General features: G+C 58.7%; 22 protein-coding genes. 5 read left to right on the forward strand and 17 right to left on the reverse strand.

Annotation, left to right across the window (positions count from 1 at the left end):
• Positions 1–137: 137 nt before the first annotated feature.
• From QCE69_RS19580 to hydA, 13 genes are all read right to left on the reverse strand, one after another.
• A complete protein-coding gene (locus QCE69_RS19580) occupies positions 138–1,178 on the reverse strand; it encodes a hypothetical protein (protein ID WP_309932429.1) in 1,041 nt (346 codons plus the stop codon).
• A 42-nt stretch (positions 1,179–1,220) separates the two neighbouring features.
• Positions 1,221–1,613 (reverse strand): hypothetical protein, encoded by a 393-nt coding sequence (locus tag QCE69_RS19585; protein ID WP_309932430.1) that lies wholly within the window; start codon positions 1,611–1,613, stop codon positions 1,221–1,223.
• 1,034 nt (positions 1,614–2,647) lie between these two features.
• Complete coding sequence (locus QCE69_RS19590) at positions 2,648–2,971, reverse strand: type II toxin-antitoxin system RelE/ParE family toxin (protein ID WP_309932431.1); 324 nt, start codon at positions 2,969–2,971, stop codon at positions 2,648–2,650.
• Entirely contained in the window at positions 2,968–3,237 is a 270-nt protein-coding gene (locus QCE69_RS19595; protein WP_309932432.1) for a CopG family transcriptional regulator, read from the reverse strand. The genes QCE69_RS19590 and QCE69_RS19595 overlap by 4 nt, the downstream gene beginning before the upstream one ends.
• A 435-nt stretch (positions 3,238–3,672) precedes the next feature.
• Positions 3,673–4,389 carry a GntR family transcriptional regulator gene (locus tag QCE69_RS19600; RefSeq protein WP_309932433.1) on the reverse strand — a complete coding sequence of 239 codons (717 nt, stop codon included), beginning with the start codon at positions 4,387–4,389 and terminating at the stop codon, positions 3,673–3,675.
• 56 nt (positions 4,390–4,445) lie between these two features.
• Positions 4,446–5,369 (reverse strand): allantoinase PuuE, encoded by a 924-nt coding sequence (locus QCE69_RS19605; protein ID WP_309932434.1) that lies wholly within the window; start codon positions 5,367–5,369, stop codon positions 4,446–4,448.
• Positions 5,370–5,383: 14 nt separating this feature from the next.
• A complete protein-coding gene (locus QCE69_RS19610; protein WP_309932435.1) occupies positions 5,384–6,142 on the reverse strand; it encodes an SDR family NAD(P)-dependent oxidoreductase in 759 nt (252 codons plus the stop codon).
• Positions 6,142–7,068 (reverse strand): NAD(P)-dependent oxidoreductase, encoded by a 927-nt coding sequence (locus QCE69_RS19615; RefSeq protein WP_309932436.1) that lies wholly within the window; start codon positions 7,066–7,068, stop codon positions 6,142–6,144. The genes QCE69_RS19610 and QCE69_RS19615 overlap by 1 nt, the downstream gene beginning before the upstream one ends.
• Complete coding sequence (locus tag QCE69_RS19620; protein ID WP_309932438.1) at positions 7,065–8,729, reverse strand: ABC transporter ATP-binding protein; 1,665 nt, start codon at positions 8,727–8,729, stop codon at positions 7,065–7,067. The genes QCE69_RS19615 and QCE69_RS19620 overlap by 4 nt, the downstream gene beginning before the upstream one ends.
• Positions 8,726–9,601, reverse strand: coding sequence for an ABC transporter permease (locus tag QCE69_RS19625; RefSeq protein ID WP_309932439.1), 876 nt, complete (start codon positions 9,599–9,601; stop codon positions 8,726–8,728). The genes QCE69_RS19620 and QCE69_RS19625 overlap by 4 nt, the downstream gene beginning before the upstream one ends.
• Positions 9,598–10,638 carry an ABC transporter permease gene (locus QCE69_RS19630; RefSeq protein WP_309932442.1) on the reverse strand — a complete coding sequence of 347 codons (1,041 nt, stop codon included), beginning with the start codon at positions 10,636–10,638 and terminating at the stop codon, positions 9,598–9,600. The genes QCE69_RS19625 and QCE69_RS19630 overlap by 4 nt, the downstream gene beginning before the upstream one ends.
• A 51-nt stretch (positions 10,639–10,689) precedes the next feature.
• A complete protein-coding gene (locus tag QCE69_RS19635) occupies positions 10,690–12,330 on the reverse strand; it encodes an ABC transporter substrate-binding protein (protein ID WP_309932444.1) in 1,641 nt (546 codons plus the stop codon).
• An 83-nt stretch (positions 12,331–12,413) separates the two neighbouring features.
• Entirely contained in the window at positions 12,414–13,823 is a 1,410-nt protein-coding gene (gene hydA / locus QCE69_RS19640) for a dihydropyrimidinase (protein ID WP_309932445.1), read from the reverse strand.
• A gap of 928 nt (positions 13,824–14,751) precedes the next feature.
• Here hydA and QCE69_RS19645 point away from each other — a divergent pair.
• The 3 genes from QCE69_RS19645 (at position 14,752) to QCE69_RS19655 (ending at position 17,887) form a co-directional block, all read left to right on the forward strand.
• On the forward strand, positions 14,752–15,039 hold the full coding sequence (locus tag QCE69_RS19645) for a hypothetical protein (protein WP_309932446.1): 288 nt from the start codon (positions 14,752–14,754) through the stop codon (positions 15,037–15,039).
• Positions 15,040–15,103: 64 nt separating this feature from the next.
• Positions 15,104–16,156, forward strand: coding sequence for a non-homologous end-joining DNA ligase (ligD, locus tag QCE69_RS19650; protein WP_309932447.1), 1,053 nt, complete (start codon positions 15,104–15,106; stop codon positions 16,154–16,156).
• A 48-nt stretch (positions 16,157–16,204) separates the two neighbouring features.
• A complete protein-coding gene (locus tag QCE69_RS19655; RefSeq protein WP_309932449.1) occupies positions 16,205–17,887 on the forward strand; it encodes a phage integrase family protein in 1,683 nt (560 codons plus the stop codon).
• 64 nt (positions 17,888–17,951) lie between these two features.
• Here the strand turns inward: QCE69_RS19655 and QCE69_RS19660 are convergent, their stop codons facing one another.
• Together QCE69_RS19660 and QCE69_RS19665 are read right to left on the reverse strand one after the other, a co-directional pair.
• Positions 17,952–18,530, reverse strand: coding sequence for a TniQ family protein (locus QCE69_RS19660; RefSeq protein ID WP_244195381.1), 579 nt, complete (start codon positions 18,528–18,530; stop codon positions 17,952–17,954).
• Positions 18,531–18,570: 40 nt separating this feature from the next.
• The gene (locus QCE69_RS19665; protein ID WP_309932452.1) at positions 18,571–19,419 is read right to left on the reverse strand and encodes an ATP-binding protein; all 849 of its coding nucleotides are present in this window, start codon (positions 19,417–19,419) and stop codon (positions 18,571–18,573) included.
• Between the two features lie 235 nt (positions 19,420–19,654).
• Between QCE69_RS19665 and QCE69_RS19670 the strand changes: the two genes are divergently transcribed.
• Together QCE69_RS19670 and QCE69_RS19675 are read left to right on the forward strand one after the other, a co-directional pair.
• Positions 19,655–20,674 (forward strand): IS110 family transposase, encoded by a 1,020-nt coding sequence (locus QCE69_RS19670; protein ID WP_309932454.1) that lies wholly within the window; start codon positions 19,655–19,657, stop codon positions 20,672–20,674.
• A gap of 130 nt (positions 20,675–20,804) precedes the next feature.
• Entirely contained in the window at positions 20,805–21,041 is a 237-nt protein-coding gene (locus QCE69_RS19675) for a hypothetical protein (protein ID WP_309932456.1), read from the forward strand.
• 148 nt (positions 21,042–21,189) lie between these two features.
• Here the strand turns inward: QCE69_RS19675 and istB are convergent, their stop codons facing one another.
• Both istB and istA read right to left on the reverse strand, forming a co-directional pair.
• Entirely contained in the window at positions 21,190–22,041 is an 852-nt protein-coding gene (istB, locus tag QCE69_RS19680; protein ID WP_309932458.1) for an IS21-like element helper ATPase IstB, read from the reverse strand.
• Positions 22,038–23,525, reverse strand: a complete 1,488-nt coding sequence (gene istA / locus QCE69_RS19685) for an IS21 family transposase (protein ID WP_309932460.1) — start codon at positions 23,523–23,525, stop codon at positions 22,038–22,040. The genes istB and istA overlap by 4 nt, the downstream gene beginning before the upstream one ends.
• Positions 23,526–23,762: the final 237 nt, after the last annotated feature.

Genomic DNA, 23,762 nt, shown 5'->3' on the forward strand with positions numbered 1-23,762 from the left:
GGTTGACCGGCACCGTGCTAGTGCTTTACTTCGCTTTTCAACTCAAGTGGGCCAGTTCCGCGCCAACGCAGCCTGCACGTTCGAGGAGTGAAACAACAGGATCAGAACCCGTTGTTGGGGTCTCCAAATCCGCCCTGTTACATCGGCGCGTGAAAGTCGTTGGTATTCGTGCCGTACGTGTTACCGTGCACGTCGACGCTTCCGTGGCCGCCTAACATCGGCAAACCATTTGCGGGATTAATGGGCGTGTGGCCTTCGACGTTACCCTCTACATCAACCATCCCGACCATCGGCAGGCCTGTGGCGGGATTGATTCTGGTGAGCGCACCGTCATTTTGTCCAGCCTGTCCAGCTCCTGAGGCGACGCCCGGCTGCCGTTGCTGCTGCGCGTGCGCTCCAGTTCGAGCGCGCACGTCGTTTTGGAATGACCTGAACTGCTCCGCGCTCATTTTCACCTTCATCAAAGGCGGATTTTTGCGACTGTAGTTCCAGCCGGATACCTTCCCCCATATCCATGCGATGACCAAGTGAAGCATCGCCATCGCTGCGCCGAGCATTGCGCCCATGAACAAGTCGTCGAACTTGATGTATCCGATCGCGAGACCCGCAATCCACCAGTACCAGTACCGAAGCGCACAAATAGCGAGCAGTACAACAACAATACCGGCCGCGATCTTCAGCAACGTCATAAACCGGTCAGTTTTGGTCTCCGGCACCGCTTCATATACCACCGAGACTCTCCCGCCCTTGTGCGTCACCGAAGCTTGAATGTCGTCCTTGGTGAACACCTGGGTCCCGCTGGCGGACACATTGGAAGCAGAGGCACCGCTTGCCGTAGCAGCCGTCTCTTCTGTTTTGCGAGCGAACCCTTGCAGGGCGCCGCTCTTTTGAGGCTTACCGTCGAGCGTGATGCTCTTCAACTTGTGGTCGTCAGGCGAAAAAGTGGCGCGAAGGTTGTACACACCGCCGACAACCTTCGCGTTTTTGACGATCCAGTCGTTGCCGTCCACATATACCTGGCCCGAAGAAAACGTCTTTTCGAGCTTATCGCGCACCGTGTTGGCGTAGTCCTCGCCGAACTTGTAGTCGGCGATATTGAATTCCGTGGCATGCGCGGAGGGCACCGCAAGGACACTTACAATTGCCGCTGCCAAAAAACTGAAAAACCTTTTCAACATAACCCCTGTAAAGATTGGCCTTCTCGGTAACGAAGTGCCCGTTCAAGCTGCCTGACGGGTCTTTAGTAGCTGTTTGAGTCCTTCGCGAGTGAGGCTGGGGTTTGCTGCCTTTGCCGACACGACCTCCGTCAGTTCGTCGTCCGAGTAGGCCGCGAGAACAGCAAGTTCGCCCACTGTGAATAGCTCTTCAATCTTGGCTCGATACCGTGATTGGACAAAGCGCTCGTAGACGCGCACGTATGTGGCGGTCGTCTCCTTCGATAGGCCAAATTCATATTTGGCGTATTCGAGAAACAAAGATGCGCCTTTCCGCTCGGCTGCAACGACGTTCGACCCTTCGGACGCGGCTTTTTCGATGGCGAGCTTCACTAACGCATCCTTGGCTTCCACCAAGGTCTTGCCGATAGCAAAAATCTTGACTGGCGGTTTCAACACGACTGTTCTTCTCCGTATGACCTTGGGAGTTGCGGCCAAGTGGCCGACCCACCGTAACCCTGTCGGTGTTTAGCGGCATTACCGGTGAATAACGGCATTGGCGGGCAAGTTTTTAGTGTTTTCTTACATGTCGGACTGAGGTCCAAGCCTACCGACGCGGCCGGGCGTCAAACCTCGAGCCAGCTAGGGTGGGCAGAGCTGTCCCGCGTTAGCTGTCGAAGCGCTTCGAACCCACAGGCGCCCAGTCCTTCCCTGCTTCAATGGTGATAATTCGTATTATCACCATTGCGTTTAATGGGTAAAATCCGGGGGGTAGGGGATCTACGTCCCGTCCAGACGGGCCTTCCAGCGAATCAAGAAGCCACCCATGGCCAATAAGCCGCAGACCGTCAGCAAAAGCCGCGAGGCATACACTCGCGTCCGAAGAAGTAAAAGTCGACACGTTTCGGAAGTGAAAGTCCTTCCGGCGATGGTCCAAAGCTAAGTTGGACCCAGAACCGTAGTTTTGCACTTTTGGAGCGAGCGGCAGATTCAGTCATCTGCGGCACACACTCCCGAAGTCGCGCTTCAGCAGTGGTGCTTTCATGCCGTTATGGAGACATGAACACCCGTGACACTGACCTCCTGGGGGCGTTCGAACTCCGAACGATCGACGCCGATATTTCCCACATACGACTCGCTATTGCAGCGGTGCTGCGGGAGCCAAATTCGGCTCTCCCGCTTATTTATTGGCGCAGGCGGCTAGAGCACCTCTTGCGTAGCCGTCACCTCCTGCACCATCAATTCTCCGCGGTAACTGCCTTACTCACCAGGCTCGACGATATTGGGGACGACGCCGGCGGCCTCGGCCGAGCGCCCGAACAGGTCGACGGATCTGCCGTGCTATCGAGTTTTGGTGGTTAGGGCGTCCGTTAATAGAAAGCAAATGCAGGCGAACGGATGGGCCCTTTTCCGTTATGGCGAAAGAATGCCGGCCACACCGACCCCTAAACCGCCATTTCAACCTCGTCTACATCGATAACCGAGTTATCGTCTCAACGGTCTTGTCGAGTGTCCCAGACACGAAGGATTGCGATAGCCGCGGGCTCTTCCGCGTAGGCAGGCAAAACCTCATAGTGCAGTTCGTATCGCCCAGCGAGGCACACCCACCGATGTACTTCGCGCGCCGGTGGCCCATCGTATCCGTCCAGTTCTTCACCGATACGATGAAAATGGTCTTGACCCAATCGCTCTGCCTCGTCGAGAAGCACGTTGACGACCTTACGCGCGGTGGCCGCGTCGTTGTATTTCTTTACGTGCGCCGCAATCGCGCTCAAATCGGACATCGCTTTGCTGGTGGGGAGGACTTTGACGCTCACGCCTTTGGCACCGGCAGCTCGTTGTCCGTGCCCAGGCTATTTGCCCACGCACGAGCTTGCTCCATTGAAAGCAGGCGGCCCGCGGTGACGTCATCCAGCCCCTCCTGAATCAAGCGTCGCTTCTCAGCCTCACGCGCAAGAAACTGGACAAGCGCCTTCTTAATGATCCACTGGCGTGGCCGTTCAAGAAGCTCCGACAGCGCGTCGACTTCCTGAGCAAGTTCGACGGGCACCTGCGCCGTCAACGTTCTAGTCTCGATGGCCATAGCAGGCTGCCTCCCGGTGCAATCCAATAAGGCTTATTGTAGAGCAATAGAATGCCCAACGGGCATGGCTAGTCCTGGTCGCGGGCGTCTTTCGCGCGGGTTTCACCGGTGAAACTGAGCTGCGACAACTTTCCCCGGGGAACTGCGACGAGTCGAAAGCTCCCTTAATAATAGAACGGTCGTGTGATAATAATATTTATGTCAACTTTATATCGGCGTCACCGGCATCGCTCTGCTCTATGACGTGTGACCCCGGCGCGCCTATCCCTGAGCCAACGCCGGCGCGTAGCCCAGTGACCATCCCTCAAGCGCCGAAGACCGCCCATGACGCGATCGTTGTGACGCTTGCGGAGACCGATCAAGAAGTGTGCCCCTTCCGGTCTGCGATTGGTTCGGCAATGGGGGCGGGAAAATGTCAAAACGAGCATCCAGCAGTCAAGACAAGATTGTGAAGATCGCCTCCAGGTCTGCTTCCTCCTCGGCCGCCTCAAGCTTCAAAGCGTGCTCGATGTGGTCCAAGTGCTCAAGCATTATCTTCGCAGCCGTCTCGCCGTCCTTTTCCGCTAACGCTCTAACAATTCTTTCGTGTTCATCGGCCCGGCAACTGGCTACGACAGGAGCGTCATAGACCAGAATTACGAGGCAAGTCAAAGTGGACAGCTCTCGAAGGCTACGTGTGAACGACGAATTGCCCGCAAGGGTTGCCGCAAGGTTGTGGAATTCTCCGGACAGGCGGATGATGGCTCGCTTATCTTCTGATTGCCGTGCACTCATCTCCTTAGCAAGATGCGTCTGAAGGACGCTGAGTTTCTCTGAATCCATCCCTAGCGCGAGCCGGCGCATTACTGCAGGCTCGATCACCCTTCGCGCTTCGAAAACGTCACGAGCTTGTTCAACCGACGGCTTCGCGACAAACCAACCCTTCTTCGGATAAACCTCAACAATCTGCTCGTACGCCAGCTTACTGAGCGCCTCTCGTACGCGGGCTCTGCTGGCGTTGAAGATCGTTGCAAGCCGCTCTTCAGCGAGCTTGGTTCCCGGGGTGAGTCTGTGCTCCAACAACGCGAGGTAAATGCGCTCGTAAATCTCGTCACTCGTGCATTCGCCTGACTTCAGGTCTTTTTGGCGTGGCTGAGAAGAGGCTTTGGGCATGTTCGTAGATCATCAGCTCGGGCGTGGGGCTTCGCCCGAGTCATGAAAGTTGAGCTTCAATTGGCTTTATAGGGATGCTCTTCAATCCAGTGCCGGGCGATATCGATGCGGCGCGTGAACCAAACACCTTCGTGCTTTAGCACATGGTCGAGGAAGCGTTCTAGCCCTGCTGCTCGCGACGGGTGGCCGACAAGGCGCAGATGAAGTCCCACCGACATCATCTTGGGCGAGGTTTGCCCTTCCCTGTACAGGGTGTCGAACGAGTCGCGCATGAACTCAAACCACTGCTGTGAAGTTCCGGTCGACGCCGCGTACTGACCATCGTTCGTCGTAAGGGAATACGGGATCACCAAATGCGGGGCTTCGTCGACTGTCGTCCAAAAAGGAAGTTCGTCGCCGTAATAGTCCGAGTCGTACATGAAGCCACCATGCTCCGCCAGCAGACGCCTTGTATGGATAGATGGCGAATAACGGCAGTACCACCCTTGCGGAGTTTGTCCTGTCGTCTGCTTCAGCGATTCGACGGCCATCTGGATATGCTTTCTCTCTTCGTCAGGTGACAGGGTATAGTGTTTAACCCATCTCCACCCATGACTGCAAACGTCGAAGCCGGAACTCCGGATCGCCGCGGCTGCGGCGGGATTCCTCTCCAACGCCAGAGCGCAACCGAATATCGTGGCAGGAAGCCGCCTTTCCTGAATTATACGCATGAGGCGCCAGAAGCCGACGCGGCTCCCATATTCGAACAATCCCTCGGCGGCGAGGTCCCGTCCAACAACACCTGAGTGCAATCCATGCGACTCAGTGAACCAGGTCTCCGACGCCTCTTCTCCCAGTTCGATTGATGGCTCAGATCCCTCTTCATAGTTCAACACGAGATTAATAGCGATCCTCGCGCCATTCGGCCAGTTGGGGTTCGGCGGTGTTGCGCCATAGCCTTGAAAATCGCGACTGGGAGAAAACAAGGGTTTGCTAGCCATTGCGTTGTCCTGTATCAAAGCATGACGTCGCCGCCGTTCGGCGACAATGTTTGCCCGATGAAATAGGCCCCGCCCGTTTCGGAAGCCAAGAGAAGCGCCGTTGGCGCGATCTCGTCTACCTGACCGAACCTGCCCGCCGGCAACTGAGCGAACTTCATTGCGCGCCACTCATCGGTGAAGCCAGCCAGCATCGCGGTCTCGACCGGACCCGGCGCAATGGCGTTGACTGTCACTCCGTAAGGCGCGGCTTCATAAGACAGCGCTCGCGTAAAGCCAACAAGCCCGGCTTTAGAAGCGCAGTAGTGCGCGGAATCGACCGTTCCTTTGTAGGCCAGTTGTGAGGCGATGTTGATGATGCGCCCGTACCGACGCTCCTTCATCCCGTCGAAGAACTGTCGGGTCACGAGAAATGCGCCGCGCAGGTTGACCGCCATCATCTGGTCCCACTGTTCGACCAACAAGTTGCTAAATGGGACTTCGCCGCAAATTCCCGCGCCGTTCACGAGGATGTCGACCGAGCCAAGATTTCGTCTAGTCCAGTCCCCTAATTGCGCTACCGACCCTTCGTCTGTGACATCACATTCCAAAAATGCGACGTTCGCGCCAGTCCGACTAAGAGTCTCGGCAAAGGCCGCCGCGCGAACTTCGTCACGGTGGTGGCAAATGAGGACCTTTGCGCCGTGTGTAGTGAACAGTTCCACGATCGACCGACCAATCCCCGTACTACCGCCTGTGACCACGGCTGTCCTTCCTTCAAGCGAAAACGACTCCATTAGCGAACCTCCTTAGTCTTTTGTGATACTTCAATCCAGCGTGCATAGGCGCGGATTCCGCCCTCGAGGTCATACTTCGGCGTATATCCCAGATCGGTCCTGGCGGCCGATATGTCGAACGTGTCTTGAAACTCGTCGATAGGATCGGGTCCGGCTGCCAAAATCGCATGCGCGGATGGGTAGATTTTTTTAACGATATCGGCGACCTCTTGAAGCGTTACTCTTGTGCCGCCAGTTACGTTGTAGATTCTCCTGGGCAGCGCCGCGCTGTCCAGCGCCCTCAAGATCGATGCGCACGCGTCGTCCACGTGAACGAACTGACGGAAGAAGTCAGCGCCAAACTCCATACGTGTCGTGCGTCCGGCGATCGCATCGGTGATCATCCTGCGAATGACACAGTCTGTGGTACGCCGTGGTCCGTAGACCCACGACAGGCGCAAGCTGACGCCGTCTACACCATACTGTTTGGCATAGGCTGACACCATTTGCTCACTGGCAACCTTGCTGGCTCCGTATAAACTTTCCGGCACCATCACCGACTCTTCGGGGACCGGCCCGGGTCTCGTGTGTCCATAAGCGCTAGTGGAAGAACAGAACACGAAGCGCCTTGCTTTGTAGATGCGCGCCAGCTCGAGAACGTTCGCGGTGCCGACGATGTTGACCTGCACCATGGCGAACGGGTTGTCGCGCGCGACCATTGGGCCGGAAAACGCTCCACAATGAACGATCGCGTCCAGTCCTCGGCGAGTCACGGCGTGAAGCTGATGAATATCATTCAGGTCGCACGGTACGACCGTAATGCCGTTGATGACTCCGCCGGCCCGATCAATGGCGACGACCTCTGTCCCCCTATCCATCAGTGCGCGAGCGACGGCGTTCCCGACGAGGCCCGCCCCGCCGGTAACGAGCACTTTTCCTTCAATCATTGCTTTACTCCGACAATGTCCAGTTGATGCGCTGCCCGCGCTTCGCATTCAATCGGAAGCTCCGCCTGCAGGAGCTTCTTCGTATACGCTTGCACTGGCGAGGCAAAGATTTGCTCGGTCTCACCTGTTTCGACAATTTTTCCGTGCTGCATGACAGCCACGAAATGGGCTAGAGAACGGACCGAATTCAAGTCGTGCGTGATGAAGAGTGCAGAGAGACCCATCTCCGCTTGAAGATTGCGCACGAGGTCGATGATCTGCGCCCTGACTCGTATGTCGAGAGCCGTCGTGCACTCGTCGAAAACGATGAAGTCCGGATTCGCTGCTAGCGCCCGAGCAATCCCAACGCGCTTCTGTTCGCCGGCGGTCAGCTCGTGCGGGTAGCACCCGACCTTGCGCGTGGACACGCCGACAAGCTGTAGAAGTTCAAGAACTCGCTTTCGCCGGTCGGCCTTCGTCATTCGCGGCAAAAGACCGAATGGCTCAGCCACGAGATCATCTGTGCGCCAGCGAGGATTCAACGAGACATAAGGTTCCTGAAAGACCATCTGCATTCGGCGCCGGACTGTTCTGAACTCACTGTTGCTCATTTCTCGTGTGCTCTGTCCGTCGAAGCGAATCGTGCCCGCGTCAGATTCAAGCAGACGCAGCAGACACTGACCGGTCGTTGTTTTGCCGGATCCGCTTTCGCCCACAAGAGCAAGTGTTTCGCCCTTTGCGATTTTGAACGAAACGTTGTCGATTGCCTTCACTACAGCGTGAGAACGGTCCGACTTGAACGTCTTCACCAAATTCTCGACCTCAAGCAACGGCGGCTTGACGGTGATCGGAGCACTGGTGTGTGCCTCGCGACGGAGGGTTGATGGACGTACCTTGGCGGCATCTAGCAGCTCGCGACTGTATTCCTTCGCCGGCGCCTTTACGAACTGACCCACCTCGGCAAGCTCGATGAGTTTTCCGCCCTTAATAATTGCGACGCGGTCACAATAATTCGCCACAATCCCAAGGTCGTGTGTAATGAGCAGTACGCCCAGCCCCAGGTCCTTGCCTTTCTGAACCATCAGATCAAGGACCTGCAACTGGATCGTCGCATCTAGCCCTAAGGTAGCGTCGTCTGCGAGTAGAATCTTCGGCTGTGCAACTAGCGCCATCGCAATCACGACTCGTTGCGCCATCCCGCCGGACATCTCATGTGGGTAGGCGTGTGCGCGAGCCTCCGGGTTCACGATGCCGACTTGCTTGAACAACTCGATTGCTTCGGCCCACGCCTGTTTCTTACTCATTCTTTTGTGGTCGCGAAGCACTCGGACCACCTGGGCACCGACCGTCTCGACGGGATCAAGGAGCATCTTGGCGTTTGTCCCGATGAGCGCGACGTCTCCGCCTCTGTAGCCGTGACGCTCCTGCTCAGTGAGCTTGAGGACGTCGCGCCCTTCCACCTTGATCGCCCCGGCTGCGACACGTCCTCCTTCCGGCAGCATGTCGATGATCGCTCGTGCGAGAACGGACTTGCCCGCTCCTGTCTCCCCTACGATACCGACGATTTCCCCCCGCCGGAGTGAAAAGCTGACGTCATCAAGGACCTTGTCTTTGCCAGTGTTGCCGAAACTCACGCTGAGGCCTTCAACCTCGAGCAGTAACGGATGTACAGATGCGTTCATTCTTCACCTCTTGATGCGGGTTCCGAAAATCGCTTGAGCGCGTCTCCCAGGACCGCGAAAGTCAGCACTGAAAAAACGATCGCAAGCCCAGGGAAAAGCGCCGCCCACCATACGCCGAGGATCATCTGTTGTGCGCCATTGGCCACCATCAGTCCCCATTCAGGGGTCGGCATACGAACTCCCGCGCCTACAAACGACAACCCTGCGGTAAGCAAGATCGCCATCCCGATGCTGATGGAGATTTGTACGATGGCCGGTGTAATCGCGTTGGGCAGGATGTGCTTGAACATGATCGTCCCGTCGGTTGCGCCGCTGCATCGCGCAGCGCTGATAAACGGTCGGTCACGAAGCGAAAGAACTTCCGCACGGATGAGGCGTGCGAACATTGGGACAAAGAGAACGGCGAGCACAATCGCAACGTTCCAAATCTCTTGACCCATGACCGAGACGAGCGCCATACCAAGCACGAACACCGGAAACGACTGGATAAAGTCAAAGACTCTCATCACCAGCGTACTTACCGTGTTGCGGTAGAAGCCGATGAGTAAGCCGATAGGAACGCCAACGACAAAGGCTGCTGCTACGGCAGTCACACTGATCAGAAGGTTGATCCGAGTCGCGTAAATAACCCGCGACAGGATGTCCATGCCGGACACGTCCGTCCCGAACCAATGCGCCCACGAAGGCGCCTTCAGCACGTTGAGCGGATCAGCATCGACCGGCGAATATGGTGCGATCATGGGGGCGAAAATAATGAGAATCACCTGCAAGCACAGTAGAGCGCTGCCGAAAATCAAGCCGGCGCTGAATCGGCCGCCTGACAGAGGTACGGCACTGAGTCTGCCGATTGCGAAAGATCTGATCGCTTTCATATTTCGATCCTCGGGTCTGCCAAACCATAGAAGACGTCAACTGCCGTGTACACGAGAAGAATGAACCCCGCCGCGACGAGTACGAAGCCTTGTAACGCCGGGTAATCACTGTTAGTGACCGCCTGCACCGCATATTGGCCCAGTCCACCCCACGCGAAGATCGTCTCGACTAGGACCGCCGCACCGAGGAGAAAGCTGAACAGGAATCCAATCATCGTGATAATTGGTGGCAAGCTGTTTCGCAGAGCACTCGCAATAATGCGACGCTCCGACAGTCCGGACGCTCGGGCATGCCGGATAAACTCGCTTTTATAAATGTCTGCAAACACCGACTGACTCAGTTTCATCAAGCCTCCGGCATTGACGATGCTGAGAGTCAACACCGGCAAGAACAGATGGGACACGGAGGAACGGAAAGCAGCCCAGTCTCCAGTCAGGATGCTGTCGACTGTGTAGAAGCCTGTGATCATCGGCGGTGGCGTAAGGAACGTATCGATTCGCCCGAATGGCGCGGGGGCAATCCCTGCCAAATGAAACAGTCCGTAGATCAACAACAGGCCCACCCAAAAATCCGGGATGGCGCCCGCAGCCAATCCATACACCTTCCCAAGTCGATCCACCGCACCACCCTTTCGGACCACCGAGACCACAGCGAGACCGACACCCATGAGAATGGTCAGCATCATTGAGTAAACGATCAGTTCCATCGTGGCAGGCACGCGTTGAACTAGGTCTACGGTGACGGGGTTCGATGTAAACATCGAGGTACCCAAGTCACCATGCGTGAGCGCGGAAAGATAGGCACCAAACTGCGACCAAATCGATGCGTTGAGGTGCAACTTGTCACGAAGCGCTGCAATTGCCTCAGGCGTCGCCATATTGCCCAGCATTAACAACGCAGGATCCCCGGGAAGGAGGCGCACGAGCAAGAATGTCGCAAACATCACGCCGAACATCTGCGGCACCAAGGTAGCGAGTCGAGCGAGTATGATGCGCAGCGATCGCGGTATTGTGCGCCAGAATGATATGAGTGCCATCAGGACCTCTCTTACGTCGACAGCAAAGTGGGGCAACGCGGCCCCACGCGCTTAGTTTTTTGAAAAGTCGTACCAGGTGTTGCCGTTGGTGGTGTTCCAGCTATAGCCCTTCACATTGCTTCGCGTGGCGAGCTGGTAACCGGGGTTGATGAGAAATATCCAGGGCGCCTGCTGCATGACAAGTTGCTGCACGCGGTCCATCTCGGCCTTTCGCTTTGGTTCATCCGTCGACGACAGGCTGTCGTTGATAAGGCGATCCACCTCTTCATTTTTATAGTGGGAGTAGTTGATCAACGAGGCACTGTTCAGCCAAAGGTTTGCGACGTAACCGGCGTCCGGTACGATCGCCATGTCGCGGAAGAAGTACATTGGCATGGTGCCCTTCGAATAACGCTCGACGAGCGTCGAAGCGGGCAGTTTCTGAAGCTCAACGTCAACACCGATCTTGGAGAACGCCGTCTTGAGGATGATTGCGAGCTCCTCTTCGGTCTGATCTCCCGTCGGATATCCCAGCTGCGTCTTGAAGCCCTTCTCAAAGCCCGCCTCTTTCAAGAGCGCCTTCGCTTTATCGAGGTTGTTGGAGTAGTTGAAGTATTTGTCCGTGTATGCGGGATAGATCTCGGAGATTGGGCTCTTTGTCGGCCGCGCGGTCCCATAAAAGACAGATTTCAAGATCTCATCCCGTGGCACCGCATAGTTGAGAGCTTGTCGGACTTTCTCGTTGTTGAACGGGGGCGTGCTGTTGTTCATCTCAACACGCTGCACATAGTTTCCATACACCTTCCATACCTTGACGGTGGGCACGCTGGAGAGGGTGTTCAGTTCCCGGGCCGGAAGCCATTCAGCGACGTCCACGGCTCCCGCCTGTAATGCGGCAAGTCGATTCGACGACGTTGGCATCTCCCGGAAGATAACGCGAGTGATCTTAGGAGCCCCGCGATAGTAGTTCTTGTTGGCTTCGTATACGACTTCTTGGCCAGGAGAGTATTTGGTGACTTGGTATGGAGCATACGAAGCTGAATGGCTAGCGAGCCATCTGGAGGCCCATTGGTCGTCGGTCGCCGTATGCTTCTTCGCTTCCACAGAATCGATGATTCCAAGGTCATTGTTGACCCAGATTCGCTCGATGAGGGGCGACGGTTTGGGTAGCATGACTTTCACGGTCTGATCATCGACCTTTTGGAAGGCGGCCTTAAAGTCCTGGATTTTCAGGACTTGCGTCATGTACCAGTGAAAATTCGCTTTAAGATTCCAACCTCGTTCGAACGTCCACATCAGATCATCGGCGGTGAGCGTGTCCCCTACAAAGCTTTTCACTCCTTTGCGGAGGTGGAACGTGATCGACGTCTTATCCGGCGACGTCTCCCACGATTCCGCGAGGGCGCCCTTGAGCTTATCGAAGTTCTCGACCATGACTCCGTTTTCACCCTGCTTCATTTCGTAGCTTAGGAGCCGCTCGTATATGTTTCGACGCGCCTCGTGGCTGGCCTCCGTCGGCGGGTATTCTTGGTCCAACGATTCGGGGGTGCGCGGACCAGCGACCAGAAGGACGGAGTTGTTGTTTTGAGCCAAAACTGGAGTGGCGCAACCTAGAGCCACTATTGCGGAAAGTGTAGTCAGACCGGCCCGAGCCAGATGAAGTTTTTTTGTGTCACGCACTCTGACCACCAAATCGCCGCACTGTTGAATCATGATTGAGCCCCTTCTTTTTTGGGAACAACGGTTCGTACGTCTAATCGGTTAGCAAGGTTTTCTTCGTTGACGTCAGTACTCGCTTACTGCTTGATAGAGGGCAAGCCTCGCTTCAAAAATTTTCCGCGGCCGGGTTTTCCTCTAAAAATCGTCCCGTCCCAGACCACCTCGCCGCGCGAAAGTGTCATGCCCGGCCACGCGCGCAACTTCCTTCCCTCATATGGCGTGTAGTCCACCGCGTGATGCAGCATATCGTTCGCGAGGACCATCTCGCGTTCGTCCCAAATGACCAGGTCAGCATCAGCGCCGATTGCAATTGTTCCTTTCCGAGGATGCAAGCCGTATAGCTTGGCCGGGTTTGTTGCCGTCAGCTCGACAAAACGGTTCAGGGAAATGCGGCCGGCGAGGACGCCCTCTGTGTAGAGCAGCGGCATCCTGGTTTCAAGACCCGGTATACCGTTGGGGATATACGGAAAAGCCGGTTGGTCGCCGTTGGGTTGCTTGCCTTGTTCGTCGTCGAATGAAAAGGGTGCGTGGTCTGAGGAGAGGATCGTGAACGTGCCGTCTGCAAGACCTCGCCAAATCACTTTCTGATTCTCGGGGTCTCGTGGGGGAGGGCTACAGACGCACTTCGCACCGTCGTAGCTGTCGTCGATCCCGAGGTCCTCGGCGGAGAGGAAAAGATACTGCGGGCAGGTCTCAGCCAAGATGTTAATGCCACGATTCCGTGCCCACTGGATCTGTTCGACTGCCTCCCCGCCCGAAACGTGAACGATCACAATCGGTACGTCAACAAGTTCGGCGAAGCTAATCGCACGATGCGTCGCCTCACGCTCGACCAACATTGGACGGGAAGCCGCGTGATAGCGGGGCGCCGTGAGTCCCGCGCTCAGCAAGCTCTCGGTCAGCCAACCGATACAGTCCGAGTTCTCGGCGTGCACTAATGTCATCGCGCCGTGCTGGCGGGCTGCTGCCATAACCTCGAGCATTTGACGATCATTGAGCCGAAGGTCGTCATACGTCATGTAGATCTTGAATGACGTATAGCCCTCTTTTATCAACTTGGGCAACTCATTCATCACAACGTCTGGTGTCGGGTCGGTGACGATGAGGTGAAATCCGTAGTCAACGGATGCACGCCCTTCAGCACGGCGGTGATATTCCTCCACAGCAGCACGAAGCGACTCCCCTTTCTGCTGGGCCGCAAAGGGGATGACAGTGGTCGTTCCCCCGCACGCGGCAGAACGTGTTCCGGTGAGAAAATCATCGGCCATCTTGGCTGGCGGCGGAATGACCTGGTCCAAATGACAGTGCCCATCGACGCCTCCAGGGGTCACCACCCTTCCCTTCGCATCAATTTCACGACCGCCGGCCGGTAGTCGAACGCCCATCTGCACGATCGCTCCGTCCGTCACACCGATGTCTGCATCAAACGTATCGCTTGCCGTGGCGACCCGCGCATTTCGCACTACTAGATCCAAGCCCGAACTCATCCTCGCCATCTCCAAAATTGCACCCGGTTGATCGGCAATCTACCCCGACAAAATCATGTCAACAAGTTTGTCAAAAAACGTTCAACAGTCGGTAGTCGACATCGTTGTTGACAACAGTGCAATGGTGGAATCACGCACATAGGGCGGCAATAGGGGCAAACCCATAATCGGACGCACATGTGAGGAACCGGCGGACTTTCGGCGGTGTGTCGCCGTGCGCTCGCGCAGGAAGGCAGTGGCTTAGCTTGCTGCTTGGTCTTCTGTTGGCGATCCGATCGCGGAGGCGGACCTTTCGATGCAGCGCCCGTCCTTACTGCTCGGTTCTGGGTGCTTGGGCAGAACCGATCGCGCCAGCAACGATCCCATGCCTGATAATCCGTACTGTCAGGCATGGTTTCAATGGCAAATGCGCGCAACCATCTATAAGCAGTCCGACACACTTTTTACGGCTTCGAATGGCGCATGCTCTTGGAATGGACGCTACGATGGGTGCCGCTGCTTCACTCGTTGCAGGGATAAGACGCTGCCTTGAGCGCAATTGAGACCTGCGCCGCTAACGGCTCATCGTTTGGAAGACGACAAATGTGTCCTGCCGCGCGACCACGCCTTTCATGACCAGCTGTCTTTTTGAAGAGCGCCTCTTTGACTAACCGCCCCGTGTAAAGGCCTGCCTCCTAGCCAACTCCGACGTTTATCAAAGCTGAGCGGCAACTGCAACTCGGTGGACGCAAACAGACGATAAAAAGAAAAACCCGCTCGATCGAGCGGGCTTAATCCATATCGGTGGACATGGAGGAGACAGGCCCAGCATAAACCCTTAGCGCTCGGCTGCAAGTCCCGTTCGACCTGTCTTCGATAGGCAACGCCTCGCCGTTCACGTCACTCCCCGGGCGCAACGCTTGCGTCACCGAGGGCGGGAGGCGCCGCCATGAAAGCGACTACATTCTTGGAACAAGCCAAACGGGAAGCGCAGCTCGTCGATGCGCTGCTGGTTGCCCGATACGCCCCCGTCATCCATGACGGCATGACGCTATTAGGCGACGATGGACCGCCGTCGCGCTGGCCGATGCGCTTCGATCGCGAACTCCAGTGCATCGATGCTGCCCTTCAGATGGCTGGGATTGACACGACGCAGGCGCTTCATCCGCCGAATCTTTTTTGGAAGGACGATGACGCCGATGACCGCGGTGGCTTGCCGCCGAGCGCGGACGACTAACATGGGGCGCTGGAGCCGTTCGCGCGCGACGCGCGTTCGCGCGCCTGATACGCGGGCAGGCCAAATGCCCACGCTGATCGAGCCGCAGCTGGCGACGCTGGTTGAACGTCATCCTGGGGAAGGCGACTGGTCCTACGAGATCAAGTTTGACGGCTATCGCATGCTCGCGCGCATCGAACATGGTGACGTCGCGCTGGTCACGCGCAACGGGCACGATTGGACCGAGCGCATGCCACGGCTGCGCGCCGCACTTGAAACCCTTCCAGTAGATACCGCATGGATTGACGGCGAGGCGGTCGTGCTTGATGCGACGGGAAAGCCCGACTTCAATGCCCTGCAGAACGCCTTCGACCGGCGCAGTACAGCCGATATCGTCCTGTTTATCTTCGATCTGTTGTGGCTCAACGGCACTGACATCCGCGAACAGCCGCTGCGCGCGCGTCGCGCGCTACTGCAGAGCCCGCTCCTGCGTTACTCGGACGATTTCGCCCAGGACCCGGTTTCACTCGTGGCCTCCGCCTGCAAGATGCAGCTCGAAGGCATTATCGGCAAGCGGGCCGACGCGCCGTACCGGTCAGGACGTTCAAACGACTGGATCAAGCTCAAGTGCAATCTCCGGCAAGAGTTCGTGATCGGCGGGTTCTCGCGGGTCAAGGGCGCCAAATCAGGCGTGCGCTCCTTGTTGCTGGGCGTCTACGAGCACGATGGAACCTTCCGGTATGCCGGCCATGTTGCCCCTCACCTGACGCCCGCGCGAAGCGCTGCGTTCAGCAAGCGCGTTCAGACTTTGCAACAGGCTCGACCCGCCTTCTATAACGCGCCTGAACCGGAACGGGATCGCGAATTCTTTTGGCTCAAGCCTGACATCGTGGCGGAGGTCGCCTTTCTAGAATGGACGCCCAACGGCGAAGTCCGCCATCCGGTCTTTCATGCGCTGCGCGAGGACAAGCCGGCCAGCGCGGTTCACTCCGATATGAGCTATCGTAACCCTAAGAACCCGATCGGCAGCAATGGGTCGGTCTGCCGCCGCCGGCGTGGCGCACCACACGGGCTGACCGCGATAGAAATCGGGACGGCTGAGTGCAATGGCCCGGGCCCGCGGCTGCGGCTAGACTGATAAATAGTCTTATCTGTCCATCACTGTTTCCGGCCTAAACTGGCAAGCATGAAAACGCGCGAGACCGAACCCATCGCGTTTCCCGACGACGCCGAACTGGCCGCGCTGCGTGCCTGGTACGCCGGGCTCGGCGCTCGAGCCGCCGTGGCCCGCTATTTGGGCGACCGCAAGCCGCGAGGGGCATCCGCGCGCGGCGCGCTCGGCCGCATCCGACGCGCCTTGATCTCATACGCGGCAAGCCACCATCGGCCCGATCTGGCGGAGGTATTCATCAGTGAGCAGTCCGCCGGATCGGCCGATACCGTCGCGCACGTAATCGAGACGTTGCGCAGCTTGCCAGCACCGGTGCCGCACATTGCCGACGAGATCGACGGCTGGTTGCCACCGCGAGCGGTGGCCGCTCTGCGTGCGCACGGCATCCGGACGCTGGCTGACCTGACCGTGCGGATTCCGCGCCGGCGCCGCTGGTGGACCGCAATCGCCGGACTCGGTGTCACCAGCGCACGCCGCGTGGAGGCGTTTTTCGCTGCGTCCCCGGCGCTGACCGAGCGGGCGCGGGCGTTGATCTCCGCAGCACCAGTCGGGGACATCGTACCGTGGGAGCAGTTGCGCGTGCCGCGTGAGGTCGATGGTTCGGGCGGACAGTTCCGCGCACCGCGGGCCGCCTGCCTATTGAATGCGTCCAACGACTACGAGGCGATCCAGTCCTGGTTGTCGCTCCATGAGTCGGCCGCCACGCAGCGCGCCTACCGTAAAGAAGCAGAGCGCCTGATGCTGTGGGCGATTATCGAGCGCTGCCGTGCGCTGTCGTCGCTCACCACGGACGACGCCATCGCGTATCGCGGATTCCTGCGACGGCCAACGCAGCGCGATCGCTGGGTTGGGCCGTCGCGGCCACGACACAGTGTCGAATGGCGGCCCTTCACCGGTGCGCTTTCGCCCCGATCAGCAGCGTACGCACTGAATGTCCTGACGGCGCTGTTCCGCTGGCTGATCGAGCAGCGCTACGTGCTCGCCAATCCGTTCGCCGGCGTCAAGGTTAGGAGCCATGCACCGCGAGTAGGCCTGGACGTGTCCCGCAGCTTCTCCGAGGGTGAGTGGCTGCTAACCCGCACGCTCGCCGACGGTCTCGAATGGTCCTACGGCTGGACCGAGCCGGCCGCCCAGCGCCTGCGGTTTCTGTTGGACTTCGGCTATGCAACCGGTTTGCGCGCCAGCGAGCTGGTGGGCGCAACGCTCGCCGACGTCCGCCTGGATGAACACGGCGATCACTGGCTGCACGTGTTCGGCAAGGGTGGCAAGCGCGGTAAGGTCGCGTTGCCTCCGCTTGCGCGGACGGCACTCGACCAGTACCTCGTGCAGCGAGGCCTGCCGGTCACGCCCGTCCGCTGGAACCCGGGGGTGCCGCTTGTAGCAAGTCTCGACGAGGACGGCGCCCACATCGAAAGCACGCGGCTCTGGCGCGTTCTGAGACGCTTCTTCGTGCTAGTAGCCGATGCGATCGAGGGCGAGCGGCCCAACACGGCCGAAAAGCTGCGCCGGGCGAGCCCGCATTGGATGCGGCACACGCACGCGTCGCACGCGCTGGCGCGGGGCGCCGAGCTGATCATGGTGCGCGACAACCTCCGCCATTCATCAATCTCGACGACATCGACCTATCTGCACAGTGACGACGTGCAGCGAGCCAGGCAGTTCGATCAGGCGTTTGCTGCACGGCACTTCAAGTGGTAGGCCGGTAACCGGGGCTCGCCAAGAAGCACCGGTAAGCCCGCCCGCACTGCCAGCGCAGCGGGCCCTACCCGAAGTGCAGCCGGTAGGACTTCCCGCAAATGGCAATGCGCTCCGCGCGCGTCATGGGCCGGTGCGAGGCTGGCGAATATGCCTTGTTTCCATAGGCCCAGCGGCAATTCGCGCATCTGTACGGCGCTTCGAGGAGCCGCACATTGATCACGAAGGGTGCTTCGTATCCGCAACGTCGGCACTTGGTCTCGAGCGGCAGATGATGGGCCGGGCAGACATCGACACGATCGAACTGATGGATGACGCTGTGGTAGCCGCGCCCCATACAGCGGTGACACCGACGAAGACGATCGCTGCAACGGCCCCGCTTTGACGTCTGTATCAGCGATCCGTAAAGCATCTTCGGTGGGACATCGAATGCGTGGCGAAGCCGGCGGACGTCGACCACATCTGCCCTCGGCGCAACACCCTCGTATGGATCAATCTCCGGACCGAGCAGGCGCGCCATGACGTGACCCGCGGCCGAGTTCGCCCTGGCAAATTTCCAGAAGATGGAAACGAGCGATTCACACGGATCCACCCACCGGGCGCTGAAGACGTAGCCCATGGCCGGCGTCAATTCATGCTCGTCCATCCTCATGATCGGAAAACGCGGCGCTGAGCCGCGCTCTCCGTCAGGCGGCGACGAGCACGCGGCCGGTCGCATGACGGGACTGGACATAGCCGCAGTGATGCACCGCATGGGCCCACAGCGCAATGTCCGGCGTGTATTGTAGAGCGTCCTTAAGCTCACTCTCCTTCAGCACGATTTCGACCGCCCTCGCGAACGACTCCATCGGTATCTCGAGCCTGCCGGGCAGATTGGCGCGGTGGTGGGCAGACTCGAATGCGTGCCAGAGGACACCGGCGTTGCTGACTAGACGATATCCGGCCTGGAATGCGCGCGGGACGTAAAAGGGCGTAAAGCTCCAGTCACTGCCCTCTGGGTAAGCGGTCCTGTCGTAACCGTCGAGGCAGGTGGCCACGTCCTCCGCGTCGCGGATGCCATAGAAAGACAGTTCGTCGACCATCAGTCGCGCGACGATTTGCGTCTTTCCGGCGATCTGCAGGCCGGTCTTCTGCGCGAGAAGCTCCTGCTGACCAACCAGAAACGTGAAAAGCTTGATCTGCTGACGGTCCAGAGCATCGTGGACATCGCGCAACCACTCATATTCGTTCTCGTTGTAGCGTTGTGCCTCGTCGCAAAAAAGCAGTACGGTGCCGCTGCCCGCGCGCGCGGCTGCTTCGCGTATTCTCAGCGAGAGTCGCATCCGCTTCGACGGGTTCGAACCCGCGTTGGGATCAGGGTCCCCGACGGCCTCGAGCAAGTTCGCAAAAAACGGGCCTTCGGCATGCCGGGGTTTGTGCTCACACTGCGCGTGGTAGCTGGTCATCTTCGGATAGTTGCGCGCCAGCAGCAGTCGCACGTACTCGATCGCCCGCGTCTTGCCGATGCGGGACGGCCCGTAGATCAGCGCCCCCATGATCCTGTAGTGCAGACACCGGATTACCAGGTCATAGAAGGCCTGGATCGCCGGAGTCGCAATGCGGTAGTTTGTGGCGCGACAATCCGGATGAGAGACGCGCGACAAATGGAATGAACGCCCCCACCTACCGGATGCGAGAGGCTGAAGGAAGGGGACCCTCACGGGCCGACGGCATCAAAGTGCCCAAATGGAAGATCATTGAGATCTTCACAGGCGAACCGGAGGGTCCGAAATGAAGTATACGACGGTCGGGGTGGATATCGCGAAGAACGTCTTCCAACTGCATTGGGTCGATGCTAACTCAGGTGAGATCGTGAGCAAGCAACTGAAGCGTGCCGTATTCCTTGAGCATTTCGCGAATCGCGAGCTCTGTCTGATCGGCATGGAGGCTTGTGGAGGTGCCCAGCACTGGGCGCGACGATTAATCGAGATGGGCCATCAGGTCAAACTGATGCCGGCGAAGTTCGTCAAGGCTTTCGTGATGGGCAACAAGAATGACCCGGCGGATGCGCGTGCGATCTGGATGGCCACGCAGATGCCCGGCAAGGCCGTCGCAGTAAAGACAGAAGGGCAGCAGGCTGTATTGGCGCTGCACCGGTTGCGGCAACAGAAGATCAAGTTTCGAACGGCGCAGATGAACTGTCTGCGGGGGTTGCTGACCGAATACGGCGAGGTAATGGCCAAGAGCCGCGCCGCGCTCGACAAGGCGATTCCCGGGGTGCTCGCGAAGCTGGCCGAGCGTCTGCCGGCGATGCTGATTGAGTCGTTACGCGAACTCTGGAGCGACCTTGAGCGGCTTGACAAACAGATTGCTGACATTGAACGGCGTCTGCAGACGTGGATGAAAGACGATAACGCATGCAAAGCAATCGCCGCGATTCCGGGCGTTGGCTTGCTGACAGCGACAGCTACCGTTGCGACCATGGGCGACGCGAAGGCCTTCAGGTCCGGGCGCGAGTTTGCTGCCTGGCTCGGTCTCGTGCCCAAGCAGGTTGGCACGGGCGGAAAGGTTCAATTATTGGGCATTAGCCGCCGCGGCGACACATATGTACGTACGCTGCTTATCCACGGCGCTCGCAGCGTTCTCTTTCACGCGAAGCACGCTGGAACATGGGCCGAGGAGATGCAGAAGCGACGGCCGTCAAACGTGGTAACCGTAGCATTGGCCAACAAGATGGCCCGAACGATCTGGGCAGTTCTCGCGCACGACAAAGCGTACAGATCCGACCACGTTAGTATTCGGGCAGCCTGAATCCGGGAATACCGAACTGATAAGCGAATGTGGAGATTACAGGGTGACGTCGAAAGGTTGCGTTGGCAATCGAGTGTGATGACAAGACAGGTCGGACCGGGACTCGCCAAACCTGAAACTTGATTTGAGCATGCAGCTCGTGCGACAAATGAGGAGCGAGTCAGCGGATTTCATCGGGGCCAGCAGCGGATGGGGCTGCAAAAAGGCCGCATATAAAGCTGCAACCTATCCTGTCGAATCAGAGCACAAGAAAACCTGGCGCATCGGGGGCGTTCATATAAATCAAGTTGAGAATGTCGCGGCAGAATGGATGATGCCGATGTTGATTGACGCTGGCAAGCGTTTGTTGATTGACGCGCGGCGTTGATTGACGCGGGCAAGTGGGTGTAGCGCGACAATCAATCTGAAGCCCTTGGTAGCTGAGGATTGCTGTGTAATGGTGACGTCGCAGTTATTCTGCCGGCGCGACAATCAGGATGATAAAGCCGCGCGTCAATCAGGATGAGAACAGCGGGTCATTCGGTGAAGTCGATGCCGTGCTGATCCTCCTGTGTCGGTGGCACGCCAACGTTCTTTGGTGTCGCTCTACTGGCCGGGCGCCCCGGCCCCTGCTGCTTGCGCTGCAGGGCAGTTCGGCGACGGTAGCTTTCGACGTTCAGCTCGAAGATGGTCGAGTGGTGGACCAGCCGGTCGACGGCGGCCACCGTCATGGCTCGGTCGGGGAAAACCTTGTCCCATTCGCCAAACGGCTGGTTGGCCGTTATGCAAAGGGAACGGTGCTCATACCGGGCGCTGATGAGCTCGAACAGCACCGACGTCTCTGCTTGATCCTTGCTGACATATGCGAAATCGTCCAGGATGACCAAGTCGAAGCGATCCAGCCGATTGATGGCGGACTCAAGTGCGAGCTCGCGGCGCGCGACCTGCAACCGTTGCACGAGGTCGGTAGTGCGAGCGAAGAGGACCTTCCAGCCCTTCTCCAGCAGGCTCAGTCCGATCGCCGACGACAAGTGCGATTTGCCCCCGCCGCTAGGCCCTAGAAGAATCAGGTTGGTGCCGTTCCGCAACCAGCCGTCGCCCGCGCAAAGCGCCGAGACGTGCGCGCGCGACACCATTGGCACCGCGTCGAAATCGAAGTTCTCCAATGTCTTGCCCGGTAGCAGCTTCGCGTCCCTGAGGTGACGTTCGACTCGGCGTCGATCGCGCTCGGCGATCTCGTGTTCGGCCAGCGCCATCAGCAGGCGCGCTGCCGGCCAGCCTTCTGTGTCGGAGCGCTCGGCAAAGCTGGACCAGATCTGCTTGATGGCGGGCAGCCGCAAATCGTTAAGCAGCAGCGACAGGCGGGTGGCGTCGATGTCGAGGCTCATGCCGTCACCTCCGTTGCGATGTCGTCAAGCAGAGCCTCATAGTCGCTCAGCGGTGCTAGCTGGACGTTCACCTCCGGCATGCTGTTCGTGCGCTTCGCTTCGAAACGCGAGCACAGTGCGTCCAGGTCGGGTAACTGTCCATCATCCAGACACTGCTGCAGCGCCTGGGCCAGTTGCGCTTCGCAGTTGTGCTCGTGGGCCAGGCTGAGCAGTTCAACCATGGTCCTGCATGCCTGGCGCTGCGGTAGCTGCTCAAGCAGGCGATCGAAGGTCAGTCGATACGCCTCGCGCGGAAAGATCTGATCGCGGTAGACCAAGTTGAGCAGCGCCATGGGCTTGCGGCGCAGCGCGTGGATCACGTGCCGGTAGTTGATGACGTGGCCGTGCTTGCCATTGGGACCCGCGCGGCCGCGCTGCAGTGTCATCAGGGCCGTGCCGCCCAGAAATAGTTCCAGCCGGTCGTCGTACAGCCGTACGCGCAGGTGATGGCCGATCAACCGTGATGGGACGGTATAGAACACCTTGCGCAGGACGAAGCCGCAGGTAGTCGTGACATACACGCGCGTTTCCTCGTAGTCGCACGTACGCTGGACCGGAAGCGGCTGAAGCAGTGCCCGCTCGAGCTCGATGCGTTTGCCATTACGCGCGTTGATTCGACCGACGATCTCGTCGATGAAGCGGCGATAGGAACCGAGATTGTCGAAGTCGTGACTGCCGCGCAGAAGCAACGCATCGCGCACTGCGCTCTTGAGGTGGCCATGAGGGCTCTCGATGGAGCCGTTCTCGTGAGCAACGCCACGGTTGTTGCGTGTGGGCTGCATGCCGTAGTGCGCGCACAGCGCATCGTAACGCGTGGTGAGATCCTTGCGCGCGTCGGCATCGAGATTGCGGAACGCCGCCGACAGGCTGTCGCTGCGATGCTCGCGCGGCGCGCCCCCGAGTGCCCAGATGGCGTTCTGCAGCCCTTCAGCCAGCGCGACATAGCTCTCGCCGCCGAGAATGACGTGAGCGTGCTCAAAGCCCGAGCAGGCCAGCCGGAAATGATAGAGGCGGTGATCAAGCGCGACACCCGCCACCGTGACGCCCAGGCTGCCCATCTCGGTGAAGTCGGACAACCCGAGACGACCGGGTTCGTGTACCTGACGAAACATAACGTCTTGCTCCTCGCCATGGAGTGCACGCCAGTCACGAATACGGCGCTCCAGTGTGCGCCGCACGTTGCTCGGAAGTTCGGGGTGGCGCCGAAGCATCTCGTCCAGTACGGCTATCGGCCGGATGCCGGGAGCGGACTGGAGCAGCGGCACGATCTCGGTGTCAAAGATTGCCGCTAGGGGATCGGGACGCCGACGCCCGCGTGGTGCCTTCTTCTGCGATGGCAGTCGCCGATCGTGATCGATGCGATAACCCGTGGCGGCGCTGAACCCGGCGCGCGCAGCCGCTTGAGCTGGTCCTTCCTTGAGCCTGTACTTCATGTAGAGCCTCATCTGATGGTCGTTGATGTGTCGGCCGGGCAACTCAGCCTCCCTTCGCTACATGGAAGAGCTGTTCATACCCGATTTACCACGACCACCGACAAGGCACCCCGCCAGCGGGGCGGACTCCTCGGCGCGGCGATGCGGCAGCGGTTCCGGGCTACGCCCTCCACCGCTGCCGCAACGCCAGTACAAACCTACAGATTTACGCGCATGTCGAACCGTGGTTTAAGCCCCGGCGGTTGTGGC

It is taken from the genome of Caballeronia sp. LZ032 (genome assembly GCF_031451315.1).
GTDB lineage: Bacteria > Pseudomonadota > Gammaproteobacteria > Burkholderiales > Burkholderiaceae > Caballeronia.

What these genes read in the sequence shown, in the direction of transcription:
- QCE69_RS19580 (WP_309932429.1), bottom strand. Translation starts at nt 1,178, where the DNA reads ATGTTGAAAAGGTTTTTCAGTTTTTTGGCAGCGGCAATTGTAAGTGTC.
- QCE69_RS19595 (WP_309932432.1), bottom strand. Translation starts at nt 3,237, where the DNA reads ATGGCCATCGAGACTAGAACGTTGACGGCGCAGGTGCCCGTCGAACTT.
- QCE69_RS19600 (WP_309932433.1), bottom strand. Translation starts at nt 4,389, where the DNA reads ATGCCCAAAGCCTCTTCTCAGCCACGCCAAAAAGACCTGAAGTCAGGC.
- QCE69_RS19605 (WP_309932434.1), bottom strand. Translation starts at nt 5,369, where the DNA reads ATGGCTAGCAAACCCTTGTTTTCTCCCAGTCGCGATTTTCAAGGCTAT.
- QCE69_RS19610 (WP_309932435.1), bottom strand. Translation starts at nt 6,142, where the DNA reads ATGGAGTCGTTTTCGCTTGAAGGAAGGACAGCCGTGGTCACAGGCGGT.
- QCE69_RS19615 (WP_309932436.1), bottom strand. Translation starts at nt 7,068, where the DNA reads ATGATTGAAGGAAAAGTGCTCGTTACCGGCGGGGCGGGCCTCGTCGGG.
- QCE69_RS19620 (WP_309932438.1), bottom strand. Translation starts at nt 8,729, where the DNA reads ATGAACGCATCTGTACATCCGTTACTGCTCGAGGTTGAAGGCCTCAGC.
- QCE69_RS19625 (WP_309932439.1), bottom strand. Translation starts at nt 9,601, where the DNA reads ATGAAAGCGATCAGATCTTTCGCAATCGGCAGACTCAGTGCCGTACCT.
- QCE69_RS19630 (WP_309932442.1), bottom strand. Translation starts at nt 10,638, where the DNA reads ATGGCACTCATATCATTCTGGCGCACAATACCGCGATCGCTGCGCATC.
- QCE69_RS19635 (WP_309932444.1), bottom strand. Translation starts at nt 12,330, where the DNA reads ATGATTCAACAGTGCGGCGATTTGGTGGTCAGAGTGCGTGACACAAAA.
- hydA (WP_309932445.1), bottom strand. Translation starts at nt 13,823, where the DNA reads ATGAGTTCGGGCTTGGATCTAGTAGTGCGAAATGCGCGGGTCGCCACG.
- QCE69_RS19645 (WP_309932446.1), top strand. Translation starts at nt 14,752, where the DNA reads ATGAAAGCGACTACATTCTTGGAACAAGCCAAACGGGAAGCGCAGCTC.
- ligD (WP_309932447.1), top strand. Translation starts at nt 15,104, where the DNA reads ATGCCCACGCTGATCGAGCCGCAGCTGGCGACGCTGGTTGAACGTCAT.
- QCE69_RS19655 (WP_309932449.1), top strand. Translation starts at nt 16,205, where the DNA reads ATGAAAACGCGCGAGACCGAACCCATCGCGTTTCCCGACGACGCCGAA.
- QCE69_RS19660 (WP_244195381.1), bottom strand. Translation starts at nt 18,530, where the DNA reads ATGGACGAGCATGAATTGACGCCGGCCATGGGCTACGTCTTCAGCGCC.
- QCE69_RS19665 (WP_309932452.1), bottom strand. Translation starts at nt 19,419, where the DNA reads ATGGGGGCGCTGATCTACGGGCCGTCCCGCATCGGCAAGACGCGGGCG.
- QCE69_RS19670 (WP_309932454.1), top strand. Translation starts at nt 19,655, where the DNA reads ATGAAGTATACGACGGTCGGGGTGGATATCGCGAAGAACGTCTTCCAA.
- QCE69_RS19675 (WP_309932456.1), top strand. Translation starts at nt 20,805, where the DNA reads ATGCAGCTCGTGCGACAAATGAGGAGCGAGTCAGCGGATTTCATCGGG.
- istB (WP_309932458.1), bottom strand. Translation starts at nt 22,041, where the DNA reads ATGAGCCTCGACATCGACGCCACCCGCCTGTCGCTGCTGCTTAACGAT.
- istA (WP_309932460.1), bottom strand. Translation starts at nt 23,525, where the DNA reads ATGAGGCTCTACATGAAGTACAGGCTCAAGGAAGGACCAGCTCAAGCG.